The following is a 13,291-nucleotide window of genomic DNA, read 5'->3' on the forward strand; positions in this document are numbered from 1 at the left end:
CATGCCCGTCATACTTCGAGTTGCCTGCGCGTTGGCTTCCTCGCTCACCCCAGTCACGTACTTTTGTACGCTCCTGGGGATTCGCTGCGTCGCCGCCTTCATGCAACTCGAATTATTTAGGGCTTACGTTCGTAATATTAAGCGCTTTGCGCAGAATAAACGGACAGACAATCAAGAAAGCATATTCCGGGCTAAATATTGACCCCGTAAAAAACAGCGACACTGGCGTAAACAGATAAAGCTGCACGCGAAAGTTCTGGTTATCCCCAAACGCGTTAATCATCATTTTGAAAACTTTAAACAGATACCAGAGCGTCAACAGTACGGCGAACCACGAAAAATAAATAATTAACAGATACAGGCCATTGTCTATGGTTTTACCGACATCCGCACCGTTAAAGATTCCGAATGATGCAACATATTCGTAAAGTGAGCCGAATCTTACTACACCGTCGATATGGGTTAAGGAATAACCCACCATCACCAGCGGCCCGATAATGCGATAATAGGATGATGAACCTTCCGTTCCCAAATCTCCCAGACGCTCTGAGATATACGGGAATGCAAATATCACGCCTACTAAAAATACCGTCAGGGAGATGATCGCCAGCGGCAGTTTTTTCTTAATCGCATCTTTGTTCAGGTACTGGAATGCCCACTCCAGGAGGTAAAACAGGATAAATGTCATGACCCCTGAGAACGAACCAGACAGAACGATTCCTGCAAGAATCATAGCATCGGTCTTAGGGGTTTTGATACCAAACTGTTTGATGCTGAGCCAAATTGAGATTAACGCCAGAGCGAAAAACGCCGGTTCAAAATAGAGGGCTGTCGTACGCTTACCGCCAAACTTAATGAAGTTCAGTACATAGCTGTTACTGTAAATGAGATATTTCGAAATCATCTCCATCAGGCTGCTACCACCGGTGAGAATAATTTGTGCCATTTCCAGTGCAGCAAGCATAACAATTAACGCAACGGCAATATAAAAGAGCCTGAGGATTTTCCGATAATTGTGCGGAGAAATAGTTTTAAAACGAATACTCCAGACCATGCCAATAATAATGACAATATAAACAAACAGCATGGTAGAGGTGACGTACTTGCTGGGATCCAGCGACTGGCCAAAGATGTAGTTAAACAGCGTCAGGCCAAAGCCCATCCCTAAGGCAATCATCAGCTTCTTGAGGTTGATTTTATCGACGTACAACAGAAGCAGAGCAGGCAAGAAGGTCACAATGGTTATCGGGAAGCTTTCGCCAAGCTGGGCAATTTTGACATTGACCAGCAGATAGATCAGCGGCAGCAGCAGATAACTACAGACTCTGATAGAACGAGACATATTCCTCCAGCATCTGTTGTCCACTGTAGGCCTTGCGGCTGCGGTTGCGGAACGATTCCAGGTCAGTGCCAAAAACGGCCTGCGCAATCTGCGGCTTCGGCAGTTGCACCAGCGGCAGCACCTCCTGTTCCGCGAACGTTTTCCCGCCCGATTTTTCCAGCACTTCACGCGCCGCATCGCTGTGGGTGGCGATCACCGGCACGCCAATCGAGAGCGCTTCGCAGAGGATCAGCGGGTAGTTATCCACGCGCGAGCTGAACACCAGCGCATCCATCCCGTTGAGGGCGCTCATCAGCTTGCGCTTATCCGTTTCAAACCCGTGATTCACCACGTTAGCGCCGTCGAACGGCGAGAATTTGCCGAAGGTATGCAGTTCGATTTTGTCACCCAGCGCCATCATGTCGCGCACCAGCTGTTGGTTGGTTTTGCCGTCGTAACGCAGGTCATGCGCGACGATTGCGATTTTCGGTTTGCCTTCAGTTTCCGCAACCGGGGTCAACTCGGCCAGAATCGCTTCCGTCGCCACGTCGATCCCGTTGTTGATGATCTGACACCGCCCTGCCCCATACAGACTGTTGAAGGCATCGGCCACATGCTGGCTTGGGGAGATAAACGTGCAGCCGAGCGACAGCATGTCGCGGAACAGCTGACGTTTTCCGTCCACCAGCTGGTGAGCGCGATCCACTTTCACCGGCGGGTAATTGGTTAATGTCGGACACTTCTGGCAGGCGTTTTTCCAGCCTTCGCAGCCGTCGGTGAACGCGCAGCGCCCGGTTACGCTCCAGTGGTCGTGCAGCGTCCAGATGAAGCGGGTATCCGGCTTGTGAGCCTGTACCTTCTGGCAAAACGTCACCACCTCTTGCAGGTTCAGCCAGTAGCTGTGCAGCACGTGAAAATGGAGCACAACCGGGCCGGAAGTGCGCGTGACCGTACGATAGAGGTTGTTCAGGTTGCCAAACAGATCGCGGTTAAACAGACGAAACAGCGCAATGTTGGCGACAGACGTCAGACGTGGCGTCTGCTTGTGCACCTGAGGATAGATATCGTGGCTGACGCTTTTCTTACCGCCTTTGCCATAGCCGTAGATAAAACGAGACTGAAGCCCTTTTTGCAGCGCACGCTGGTGCAGATCCAGCGCCACGCCAGCCGCCCCGCCCTCGGCGAGACGGACGTTAAATTGCAGAATGTTCATTTGATCACCTTCACGCGGGCTTTTTCGCCCACTACCAGCGCGTTATCCGGAATGCTGTCCAGCACCACGCTGCCTGCACCAATCGTGACGTTGTTACCAATGGTAATGTCGCCAATGATCACCACGTTCGCCCCCAGCTCGACGTTGTTGCCGATGACCGGGCAGGCCAGGCTCTCCGGCCCCCGGTTGCCGATGGTGACCGCATGACGAATAGTGAAATCATCCCCGGCGACCACGAACTTATTGATGACCACCGCATAGCCGTGGTGAATGGTAAAGCGGCGGCCGATGGTGGCCGCAGCCTGAATTTCATAGCCAAAAATGCATTCGGTGATAATTCGGTACAGCACCAGAACCGGTGCCGCCCAGAGGTTGTTCAGAACATTTTTCTTACGCCACACCGAGCAGAAATGCGCGATGCGGTACGCCAGAACCATGCAGCACGGGCGCAGGCTCCAGCTGTTAGCGCGGCAATCTTCCAGAAACATTATTTCCCCCGCAGTCCATCAGCCAGTCGCTTGCCGTTGCGCACAGAAAACAGCGTCAACAAGGTACGCCAGGTCATCCGCTTATTGCGGATCTGATAGAGGGTAAAGAGCTGGTACTTCCGGCTGGCACGGTCAAACTTATCCTTGTGCTTGCGGTAGAAATGGAAGTAACCCGAGAATTTTTTTGGTGAGGAGGTGATTTGCATCTCCCCGTGGTTGATGTGCAGGATCTGCGTGGCCTCTTCCACCTTCCACGGCTCGCCATACTCCACCACCATCCGCAGGAAGATGTCGTAATCCTGCGCGGCCTTCAGTTCGGTATCGAACAGGCACTCTTTAAAGCGCCACGCCCAGGTGAACACCTGATTGCCGATGATGTTGCGCTTGTAGAAGAGGCGGCGAGAGTATGGTGATTTCGGGTACAGCGGCAGGCTGGCAGGCTGCGAGTAAACCTCGCCCTGACAGACATAGTCGTTGGCATACAGGAAAGCGTGGGTGACCAGTTGTTCCTTGTGCGACAGGAAAATGGACAGACGGTTTGGTGTCCACTCGTCATCGTCGTCGATGCCGGTCAGATACTGCCCTTTGGCCTGCATAATTGCCTGATTACGCACCGCACACGCCCCGGAGTTGATCGCGTTATGGGTATAGCTGACACGCGGGTCATTGAGGTCAGTGACAAACTTTTGCAGCTGCTCATACGAAGAGGAACAGTCATCAACAATGATCAGCTCCCAGTTATCGTAATCCTGGCGCAGCACCGATTTGATTGCACGGATCGCCAGCTGCTGACGATTCCATGTCGGCATATAAATAGAAACTAAAGGGCGTTGTGTGGTCATAGTCTTCCCCTGATCCCTCACCCCGCCTCTCTCCCAAAGGGAGAGGGAGAATAGCTGCACCGGGCAGTTCCCTCTCCCCTCGGGAGAGGGTTAGGGTGAGGGGGATTGTTATTTGCTGTCAGACTTATATTCGTACTCGTAATACCCGTAATCCTGGTACCCGGTCGCACGGCGGAAGATGGAGTTCAGGATCACCCCTTTCACCTCAATGCCATTCTGCTCGAAGCGGCTCAGGCTGGTTTCCACTTCCTTCAGGGTGTTCACCGCATAGCGCGCCACCATCAGCGTGGTTCCCGCCAGGCGACCGACCACGGCCGCATCGGTCACGGCCAGAATTGGTGGTGTATCGATCAGCACCAGGTCATAGTTTTTGCTCGCCCACTCCACCAGCTCGGCAAAGCGGTCGCTCATCAACAGTTCGGATGGGTTTGGCGGCACCTGACCACGTGGGATGAGGTCAAATTTCGGGATGCTGGTCGGTTTTGCGCTCTGGCTAATCTCACCCTTGCCAAGCAGGATTTCCGACAGACCGTTGACGTTATTGGTCCCCAGCAGCTCGTGGGTATAACCCTTACGCATATCGCAGTCGATCAGCAGCACCCGTTTATTGGTCTGGCTGACCACCGCCGCCAGGTTGGCACAGACAAAGGTCTTACCTATCGACGGGCTGACACCGGTTAACATCAGTACGTTGTTTTTGGCCTGCATCATGGCGAAGTGGAGACTGGTACGCAGGCTGCGCACCGCTTCAATTGCCAGGTCCGTCGGGTTACCCACTGCCAGCAGCTGGCTCTGTTTGTAACGCTTGACGCCTTTGACGCTTTTGACCCGGTCATGGGACTTCTGCCATTCGGAGAGCGGGATACTGGCGTAAACGTTGATACCATTCTCTTCCAGCACCTGCGGGCTTTCGATACCGCGGTTGAACAGCGAACGCAGCAGCACACCAACAATGGAGAGCATCAGGCCGAGGATAATGCTGCCGAGGATAATCAGCGCTTTCTTCGGCTTCAGTACGCCAGGCTGGGTAATGGCCGGGTCAACAATACGCACGTCGCCGACGGTACTGGCTTCGGTAATCTTCAGCTCCTGCTGTTTGTTCAGCAGCTGCATATAGACCTGCTGGCCGGATTCCACGTCGCGGGTCAGACGCACAATTTCCTGCTGCGTTTTTGGCATCGCGGTGACGCGGTCATTAAGCTTCGCTTTTTCCTCTTCGAGGGTGCGACGTTTTTCCAGCAGCGTGCGATAGGCCGGGTGACGTTTGGTGTAGAGCTTAGAAATTTCCGCCTCTTTGAAGGTCAACTCATTAAGCTGCGCATCAATGTTGACCATCGAATCGAGCACCGATTTCGCTTCCAGCGGCAGATCGACGGAATCTTTATCCTGACGAAACGTGTTCAGTTTGTTCTCTGCGTCATCCAGACGTGCGCGCACTTCCGGGAGCTGTTTGGCGAGGAAGGCCAGGCTTTTCGCCGCTTCAGCCGACTTGCGTTCGACGTTCTGCTCAAGGTAGTTGCGGGTAATGCTGTTGAGAATTTCGCGGATTTGATCTTTATCTTCACCGGTAAAGGTCATGCTCAGGACACCCGTGTCCTTGCCATTTTCGGTGACCGTCAGGTTATTTTGCAGATTGTTGATCATCCCCAGGGTGGAGAATTTGGTGACGGTAAACTCGCTGCCTTCCTGCGCCTGAATAGCGCTCACCTTCATGCTGACGCCATCTTTTGTCAGCATTTGTCCCACTTCACCGCGCGCGCTGAAGCCTGCGTCGCTGGTCAGCTGATACTGCTTCGGCCCTAGCACGGTCAGGGTAAAGGTTTGATCCGCGCTCCCTTTCGGCAGCACAAAGTCGGTAACTTTTACCGTGTCGTTGCTGTGCCCGGTCAGGCGATCCCAGCCGGCACCAAATATCGGGAAGGTATTTTTGGTGACGGAGATATCAAGCCCCAGATCGTGAACCGTTTTACCCAGCACCAGACGCGACTGGATCAGCTGAATTTCGGCCTCGGAGGCAGGCGGTTTGTTCGCCAGGGCAGAGCCAATATCCTGCACCAGCGAGTTGCCGGTGTTCTGCTCAATCTGCACCAGCGCATCGGCGCTATAGATGGGTGTCGCAAACAGCGTATAGACGATCGCCGCGGCGGCAAACACGGCGGTGATCCCAAGTACCCACCACTTCGCCTCTATGACGGTGCCGACCAGGCGACCAATATCGATTTCATCACTGCCCGAAATCGGGGCGGCAGAAGGTTTTGTTTTTTCTGTCATTGTTATCCCTGCTGAGCTTTCAGTGCCTGCGCCCATTGACGGGCAGACTGGTCAAGTAAGGTATACACCGCCTCAAAGGCCTCACGGCTTTTGCGATAGGGATCGGGGATTTCGCGTTCGTTTTCCCAGTGACCAAACAGCATCACTTTGCCGCGCATCTCCGGTGCGATTTCGCATAGCGAGTGAATATGGCGTTTTTCCATCGTCAGGATCAGGTCATACTCCCGGCACATGCGGCCGGTGACCTGGCGGGCGCAGTGCCCGTCAAGAGAAAGGTTGTGATCGTGGGCCACGCTCGCGGCGCTTTCATCGGCACCTTTACCGACCAACGCGCCCAGCCCTGCAGATTCGACGGTGAGCTCGGGCTGGTAGTGTTTCAGCAACCGCTCAGCCGTTGGGGAACGGCAAATGTTCCCCACGCATACCACCAGAATTTTATTAAACATCGCGGATTACCAGGTATGAATGTCGCGCGCCGTATCCGTCATGTAGCGAACGCCACTGATGGTTGGCAGCAACTGGTTGATCAGACGGTTCCAGCGGGCAACCGGTGCGGTGGTGACATACACCACGTCATAAGGCTGGAGGCGGAACTCCGTTGCCATTACCAGAGAAGTCGCATCGGACATATCCAGCTGGTAAATATTGGCAATCTTGCCTTTCGCACTGCCCTCGCCTTTCAGCGGACGGATCACGAAGATACCGGTGGCATTAGAGGTGGTGAGATCGATACCCTCTGCATTGCCCAGTGCTTCGGTCAGGGTCATGCCGCTGAAGTCCATTTTGAGGGTGCTCTGTTTCTTCACTTCACCCATCACGAAGACTTTCAGATCGTCATTACGCGGTACATACAGAATGTCGCCCGGATAGAGCAGACGGTTCTGCGTCAGGTCGCCGTTTTGCATCAGCGCCTGCAGAGAAATGCGTTGTTCTTTGCCGTTGTGGGTCAGAACGACGTTGCGCCAGTCGGCACCGTCGGTTAAGCCGCCCGCGGCGTTAATGGCGTCCAGCACGGTCAGCGGCACGTTGGTGATGGCCTGCTGGCCAGATTTGTTCACCTGTCCGGAGATATAGGCTTTTTGCGAACGGAATGCGGCGATATTAACGTCCACCTGCGGATCGGCGATGTACTGCGCTAAGCGGCCGGTAATATCACTACGGATTTCGGCAAGGGTTTTCCCGGCAACGTGTACTTTGCCGATATAGGGATAGAACATGGTGCCATCAGACTGCACCCAGTTACCGGTGTCGCTTGAGCTGCGGTATTGGCCCGCTGGCGTGGTCAATTCCGGATGGTCCCACACGGTAACGTTAATCACGTCACCCGGACCTACGCGGTACTGGTAGGAGGCAATTTCCTGGTCCAGTGACATATTCGGCTGCGCAACATTAGGACGTGGACGTAATTGTTCGACCAGACGTGGTGTCAGTGGATAAACATTCACCATTTTGTCGAGATCAAAATCAGCATCCTGTTGTTTGATCACATCCTTACCCATTGTTGACATATTGCTGCCGGGAAAGACTGTACAACCACTCATCAAGGTCACAGACACCAATAATGGCATCAATTTCATTTTGGATTTCATCATTGATTATTTATCACTTTGGCAGAGTAATTATCCTGTGCAATTAAATAAGCCGGGTCGATTTGGCTTTCAGCATGCAGTTGTTCAAATAGAAATATAACTGGCATCAGTCCTAAAAAAAGCTTATTCATCCATTGGCTATTGACAGAATAATCGAGGCTGATTCACACGCTTTCAGGCACGCTACCGCCCTTGGCTTTCAGTTACCAATCCACTGACTAAACAATGCGTTATGGATAGACACCCTCTTTGATAAGGCCTTCTGGAAATATATCAGCCGCTTGCGATACACGGCAGATAATGAATAACCATCACTGAAGACCGGAACAATAATAGCAACAAGGAGATTTAACATTTGATGCTGGGAGAATTGTTGCAGCTAACCTAATAGCAGGCAAGGAGACAACTGTCCTAATAACGGTTTTTAAGATTAATATTAAGAGCAAAGTTTTGACGTTTTAGGATTTTCTTTATATTGACAAAATTAAAATAAAAACCATTTATTGCGATATATCCTAAAATGCTTTCGCCGTAATTAAATCTACGTATTTAGCTTATTTACAGATTCCGCATTGTTCTTCCTTTTTGCCGGATCGTATTAAGAGAAATCTCAGCCCGGCATTGCAATTTCCCCTGGCTTTATCCATGATCGAAGTGTGACATTGCTCATATAACAGAAGGTATTGCGATTACTATGGAATGGATTGCCGATCCATCAATCTGGGCCGGGCTGGTTACGCTGGTCGTCATCGAATTAGTGCTCGGTATTGATAACCTGGTCTTTATCGCCATCCTCGCCGAAAAACTCCCCCCGGCGCAGCGCGACCGTGCGCGCGTAACGGGCCTGCTGCTGGCGATGGTGATGCGACTGCTGCTGCTGGCCTCAATCTCCTGGCTGGTGACCCTGACAAAGCCCCTTTTCTCCGTTCACGGCCTGAGCTTTAGCGCGCGTGATTTGATCATGCTCTTCGGCGGGTTGTTCCTGCTGTTTAAAGCCACGGTAGAACTGAACGAGCGGCTCGAAGGCAAAGACAGCGAAAACCCCACCCAGCGGCGTGGGGCTAAATTCTGGCCGGTGGTGGCGCAAATTGTGGTGCTCGATGCGGTCTTCTCCCTGGACTCCGTCATTACCGCCGTCGGGATGGTCGACCATCTGGCGGTGATGATGGCTGCGGTGATCATTGCCATTACGCTGATGGTGATGGCGAGTAAAGCGCTGACCCGGTTTGTTAACAGCCACCCGACCATTGTGATTCTCTGCCTGAGTTTCCTGTTAATGATTGGCTTTAGCCTGGTGGCCGACGGCTTTGGGTTCCACATTCCGAAAGGCTATCTCTACGCCGCCATTGGTTTCTCCGTCATGATTGAGGCGCTTAACCAGCTGGCGATTTTCAACCGCCGCCGTTTCCTCTCGGCAAATCAGACATTACGTCAACGCACCGCCGACACGGTGATGCGCCTGCTCAGCGGGAAGAAAGAAGATGCGGAGCTGGATGCCGAATCCTCTGCGATGCTGGCCGATCACAGTGACGGGCAGATCTTCAACCCGCAGGAACGACTGATGATTGAGAGGGTGCTCAATCTTAACCAGCGCACGGTCAGCAGCATCATGACGTCGCGCCATGACATCGAACATATCGACCTCACCGCCCCGGAAGAGCAGATCCGCGCCCTGCTGGACAGAAACCAGCATACCCGGGTGGTCGTGACGGGGGGTGACGAGGAAGAGGAGCTGCTGGGCGTGGTGCACGTCATTGACCTGCTGCAACAGCAGTTGCACGGTGAGGCGCTCAATCTGCGCGCCCTGGTGCGCCAGCCGCTGGTGTTCCCGGAGGGGTTGCAGTTGCTCTCTGCCCTTGAGCAATTCCGTAACGCGCGTACGCACTTTGCCTTTGTGGTGGATGAGTTTGGTTCGGTTGAGGGGCTGGTCACGCTCAGCGACGTGATGGAAACCATCGCCGGTAATTTGCCAAACGAAGTGGATGAAATCGATGCGCGCCACGACATTCAGAAAAACGCGGACGGTTCATGGACGGCCAACGGCCATATGCCGCTTGAAGACCTGGTCCAGTATGTTCCCCTGCCGCTGGATGAAAAGCGCGAGTATCACACCATTGCAGGTCTGCTGATGGAGTATCTGCAGCGCATTCCCCAGCCGGGTGAAGAAGTTCAGGTAGGCGACTATATGCTCAAGACGCTGCAGATTGAGAACCATCGCGTGCAGAAGGTGCAGCTGATACCGCTGCGCGACGAAGACGAGATGGATTTTGAGGTGTAAGAAAAACAAGTTGCTCCCTCTCCCGTGGGAGAGGGATGGGGTGAGGGCATCAGGCCGCACTGGCAGCCGCCACCCGGCACAACAGGCATCACAGCTTATCGAGCAGCTTCTTCACGTCCTTCCCGTTTTGGGTATCTTTATTGCGATCCGCCCAGTCGTTCAATCGACGTTTGGCTTCATCCTGCAGATGCTTGCGCAGGATCTGATCCACCTGCAGGCTGTAGTTCAGCGACTGCCATTGGCCATATACGCTCAGCGGTACCGGCGTCTCTTTCAGGAAGTCGATCAGCTTACCTTCACCCTGCCAGCCGGACAGCACCTGAACGTTGAAGTGGGTATCTGCCGTCTCTTTTACCAGATCGAGCTTGCCCTCGCCGGTTAATGACAACAGTGAGGAGGTCCCCTGCATGCCGTTCAGAGAGAGCTGCCCATTGTCGAGCGTCAGGTCACTGCTAAAGCTGTCGAGACGCGTGGCGCTGTCGTAATTTTCCTGCGCTTTAACATCGCTGCTACGCTCCACCGCCTGCTGCACCAGCTGCTGGAAGTTGAGCCCCTCCATGCGGGCATCTTTCAGTTCAAGGTGAGCCTGTCCCTGCCAGTCGCGGCGGAAAGCATCAGCATCGATCTTCGTGCCCGAGAAATCCCCCGCCAGCGTCAGTTGACCCGTCATGGAGATGGGGTAGTCAAAGGCTTTCAGGATGGTGCCAATCTCAACGTTGTCGAGACGCGGCTGAAATTCCGCAGTCGAGGCCTCTTTACGCACATCCAGCGTGCCCGGCAGGGATAGGTGCCCGGCGCCCATTTTGCCGCTCAGTTCGGAGATCACCAGCAAACCGTTCTGGTTGAACATCTGGCTGCTCACGTCGGTGAAATCGATACCGCGCCAGCGCAGGCTGTTGGCCTTCAGCAGAATGTCCGCCGTGAAGCCCCGCAGACCGTTATAGTCCGGCTGATCGAGATTAGACGAGATAACCGGACGCGTCTGTTTCCCCTGGTTTTGCCCGAGCTGCGCGGGATCGTTGTCCGTAGCGCTCGCCGGAGGCGGAGGAAGCAGGTTTTCCAGGTTGAGCTTGTCAAACTGCAGATTGAGCACCCATTTCGGCTTCGCCTCCAGAATGACGCTCGCCTGCCCTTTCAGGCTGCTGTCGTTCGCCTGCAGGTTGAGATTATTCATCTCCAGCTGTTTTAACTCTTCACGCCAGACGGCCTGCATCGTTCCCTGACCGGCAATCCCCTGGGCAGGGAGATCGGCTCCTGTCAGTTGCCAGTTCAGCTGCTGAATGTCGGCGGTAAGCTGGTGCGGATAATCCGACGCATTGACGCTGGCATTCAGAGACAGGGTGAGATCGCGCTGATCGCGGTTGACCCGTCCGCTAAACTCCAGCGAAGCAAGATGGTGCTCATCCTGCTCCATCTTGAGGTTGATATTCCGTACGGTGACCTGCTCATCGTCTTCATGCTGGAAAACCAGCACGCTATCGGCCACCTTCAGTTTGCCAATATCGAATGACCAGCCCGTATCCGACGGTTCATCAGGTAAGGTATTTTCCCGCGGCGCAACCGGCGCATCCGCGTTACGCACGGCTTCAGTTTGCTGGGTAAGCTGAATCACCGCGCCTTTTAACATCACCTGGTTGACCTGCAACTGGTGCGAAAAGAGCGGAACTAACGCCACATCAAGGCGCATGTTATCGGCAGACACCAGGGGCTGAGCAGCCCCTGGCGCGGTTAACGACATGCGGCCAGAGAGAATGCTGAGCTGGGGCCAGACGTGCCAGCGCAGCGGCCCATCCAGCTTCAGTTGATAACCACTGCGGGCTTCGACCTGCCGCACCATATAGGCGCGAAAATCATTCGGGTTAACCAGCAGAACCAACGCTGAAAGGCCAGCAACCAGCACCACCAGCAAAATCATCAGCGTTGTCAGAACTCTTCTCATGGCATCCTCAATGGACTAACGATCAGTCTTTATCAATACGGCTGGCAACCGCACCCTGCTGGTCGCGGTATTTTGCGTCCTGACGGCGGTTGTAAGGACGATCGGCCGGACCCGTCAGCGGTTCAAAGCTCAGCGCACCAATCATCATGCCCGGGCGCAGCGCCAGCGGCAGTTTACCGGCGTTGAAAAACTCCAGCACGATTCGGCCCGACCAGCCTGGATCGATACGGTGCGCGGTCACGTGTACCATCAACCCCAGACGCGCCAGAGAGGAACGGCCATCGAGCCAGCCCACCAGATCCGCGGGCAGCGTCACCGATTCAAAGGTCACCGCCAGCGCCAGCTCGCCAGGATGCAGATAAAAGGCTTCGCCTTCGTCGATAACGATTTCGTCACTCATCACGCGATCAAGCGCGGCGCTGACTTCATCCTTCGGCCCGCTAAGGTCGATGAACGGTGCGGTATGGCCGCTGAAGGTGCGGAATTTATTCCCCAGTCGCACATCAACGGTGACACCATTGATACGCTCCACGGGTGGACGTGGGGTAATAGACAGGCGGCCTTCATCCAGCCAGGCTTCTATATCGCGATCACAAAGACGCATGGCACTCTCTCCTTTCGTGCATCGTGCCCTGAGGATAACGCCTCAGGGCAAAGCAGGTTATCTCTGAACGGTACACAATTCGCGCGGCTTATTCAAAAAACTGGCTGATTTTCGCTTTTAAGATATCAATGGCAATGCGGTTTTTGCCTCCGCGCGGCACGATAATATCGGCGTATTGTTTGGATGGTTCAATAAATTGCAGGAACATTGGGCGAACGGTTTTCTGGTACTGCGCCATGACGGAGTCCATTGAACGGCCACGTTCGTTCACGTCACGCTTGATGCGGCGCATCAGGCAGATGTCCAGCGGGGTATCAACAAAGATGGAGAAGTTCATTGACTCGCGCAGACGCGCGTCGGTCAGAAGCAGGATGCCTTCAAGGATAATCACCTTCTTTGGCTCAATGCGAATCGTTTCCTGCGTGCGGGTATGTTCCACGTAACTATAAACAGGCAGTTCAATCGCCTGGCCGCTCTTGAGCGCTTCTAAATGCTGGAACAGCAAGCTGTGATCCATGGCATTAGGATGGTCATAGTTCGTTTTTACGCGCTCTTCCATCGACAGATGGGATTGGTCTTTGTAATAGCTGTCTTCGGGAATGACGCCGATGTGCTCATCACCAACTTGTTCACGCAGTTCGCGGTAAAGCGTACTGGCAATAAGACTTTTACCTGAAGCCGATGCGCCGGCAATGCCTATAATGACGCACTGATGAGACTTATCAGTCATAAATTTAGCGACCTGA

At 53.9% G+C, this 13,291-nt stretch carries 11 protein-coding genes; 1 reads left to right on the forward strand and 10 read right to left on the reverse strand.

The features are described from left to right. Positions 1-112: 112 nt before the first annotated feature. The 7 genes from wcaD to PUZ33_RS17660 form a co-directional block, all read right to left on the reverse strand. Positions 113-1,342 (reverse strand): colanic acid polymerase WcaD, encoded by a 1,230-nt coding sequence (wcaD, locus tag PUZ33_RS17630; protein ID WP_057072527.1) that lies wholly within the window; start codon positions 1,340-1,342, stop codon positions 113-115. Then, positions 1,317-2,534 (reverse strand): colanic acid biosynthesis glycosyltransferase WcaC, encoded by a 1,218-nt coding sequence (gene wcaC / locus PUZ33_RS17635; protein ID WP_058680608.1) that lies wholly within the window; start codon positions 2,532-2,534, stop codon positions 1,317-1,319. Before wcaC ends, wcaD begins: the two co-directional genes overlap by 26 nt. Then, positions 2,531-3,022, reverse strand: coding sequence for a colanic acid biosynthesis acetyltransferase WcaB (wcaB, locus tag PUZ33_RS17640; protein WP_013097879.1), 492 nt, complete (start codon positions 3,020-3,022; stop codon positions 2,531-2,533). The genes wcaC and wcaB overlap by 4 nt, the downstream gene beginning before the upstream one ends. Next, the gene (wcaA, locus tag PUZ33_RS17645) at positions 3,022-3,864 is read right to left on the reverse strand and encodes a colanic acid biosynthesis glycosyltransferase WcaA (protein ID WP_013097880.1); all 843 of its coding nucleotides are present in this window, start codon (positions 3,862-3,864) and stop codon (positions 3,022-3,024) included. Before wcaA ends, wcaB begins: the two co-directional genes overlap by 1 nt. Before the next feature lie 108 nt (positions 3,865-3,972). Continuing rightward, positions 3,973-6,135, reverse strand: a complete 2,163-nt coding sequence (gene wzc, locus PUZ33_RS17650) for a tyrosine-protein kinase Wzc (protein WP_058680607.1) — start codon at positions 6,133-6,135, stop codon at positions 3,973-3,975. A 2-nt stretch (positions 6,136-6,137) separates the two neighbouring features. Further along, positions 6,138-6,581: a low molecular weight protein-tyrosine-phosphatase Wzb gene (wzb, locus tag PUZ33_RS17655; RefSeq protein WP_058680606.1), complete on the reverse strand. Its 444-nt coding sequence runs from the start codon at positions 6,579-6,581 to the stop codon at positions 6,138-6,140. Between the two features lie 6 nt (positions 6,582-6,587). Further along, positions 6,588-7,727: a polysaccharide export protein gene (locus tag PUZ33_RS17660; protein ID WP_014170829.1), complete on the reverse strand. Its 1,140-nt coding sequence runs from the start codon at positions 7,725-7,727 to the stop codon at positions 6,588-6,590. Positions 7,728-8,418: 691 nt separating this feature from the next. Here PUZ33_RS17660 and PUZ33_RS17665 point away from each other — a divergent pair. Then, complete coding sequence (locus PUZ33_RS17665) at positions 8,419-10,002, forward strand: TerC family protein (protein ID WP_029881804.1); 1,584 nt, start codon at positions 8,419-8,421, stop codon at positions 10,000-10,002. Between the two features lie 88 nt (positions 10,003-10,090). Here PUZ33_RS17665 and asmA read toward each other — a convergent pair whose 3' ends face one another. The 3 genes from asmA to udk all read right to left on the reverse strand — a co-directional run bounded on the left by asmA (position 10,091) and on the right by udk (position 13,275). Then, positions 10,091-11,941: an outer membrane assembly protein AsmA gene (gene asmA, locus PUZ33_RS17670; RefSeq protein WP_038979551.1), complete on the reverse strand. Its 1,851-nt coding sequence runs from the start codon at positions 11,939-11,941 to the stop codon at positions 10,091-10,093. Positions 11,942-11,963: 22 nt separating this feature from the next. Then, positions 11,964-12,545, reverse strand: a complete 582-nt coding sequence (gene dcd / locus PUZ33_RS17675) for a dCTP deaminase (RefSeq protein ID WP_013097886.1) — start codon at positions 12,543-12,545, stop codon at positions 11,964-11,966. Positions 12,546-12,633: 88 nt separating this feature from the next. Further along, positions 12,634-13,275, reverse strand: a complete 642-nt coding sequence (udk, locus tag PUZ33_RS17680) for a uridine kinase (RefSeq protein WP_008500855.1) — start codon at positions 13,273-13,275, stop codon at positions 12,634-12,636. Positions 13,276-13,291: the final 16 nt, after the last annotated feature.

The organism is Enterobacter cloacae complex sp. 2022EL-00981, from assembly GCF_028737495.1.
Classification (GTDB): Bacteria; Pseudomonadota; Gammaproteobacteria; order Enterobacterales; family Enterobacteriaceae; genus Enterobacter; species Enterobacter cloacae.

Bases quoted from the DNA above. Each gene is read 5' to 3' on its own strand.
- asmA (WP_038979551.1), bottom strand. From the start codon at position 11,941: ATGAGAAGAGTTCTGACAACGCTGATGATTTTGCTGGTGGTGCTGGTT.
- PUZ33_RS17660 (WP_014170829.1), bottom strand. From the start codon at position 7,727: ATGATGAAATCCAAAATGAAATTGATGCCATTATTGGTGTCTGTGACC.
- udk (WP_008500855.1), bottom strand. From the start codon at position 13,275: ATGACTGATAAGTCTCATCAGTGCGTCATTATAGGCATTGCCGGCGCA.
- dcd (WP_013097886.1), bottom strand. From the start codon at position 12,545: ATGCGTCTTTGTGATCGCGATATAGAAGCCTGGCTGGATGAAGGCCGC.
- wcaB (WP_013097879.1), bottom strand. From the start codon at position 3,022: ATGTTTCTGGAAGATTGCCGCGCTAACAGCTGGAGCCTGCGCCCGTGC.
- wzc (WP_058680607.1), bottom strand. From the start codon at position 6,135: ATGACAGAAAAAACAAAACCTTCTGCCGCCCCGATTTCGGGCAGTGAT.
- wcaD (WP_057072527.1), bottom strand. From the start codon at position 1,342: ATGTCTCGTTCTATCAGAGTCTGTAGTTATCTGCTGCTGCCGCTGATC.
- wcaA (WP_013097880.1), bottom strand. From the start codon at position 3,864: ATGACCACACAACGCCCTTTAGTTTCTATTTATATGCCGACATGGAAT.
- wcaC (WP_058680608.1), bottom strand. From the start codon at position 2,534: ATGAACATTCTGCAATTTAACGTCCGTCTCGCCGAGGGCGGGGCGGCT.
- wzb (WP_058680606.1), bottom strand. From the start codon at position 6,581: ATGTTTAATAAAATTCTGGTGGTATGCGTGGGGAACATTTGCCGTTCC.
- PUZ33_RS17665 (WP_029881804.1), top strand. From the start codon at position 8,419: ATGGAATGGATTGCCGATCCATCAATCTGGGCCGGGCTGGTTACGCTG.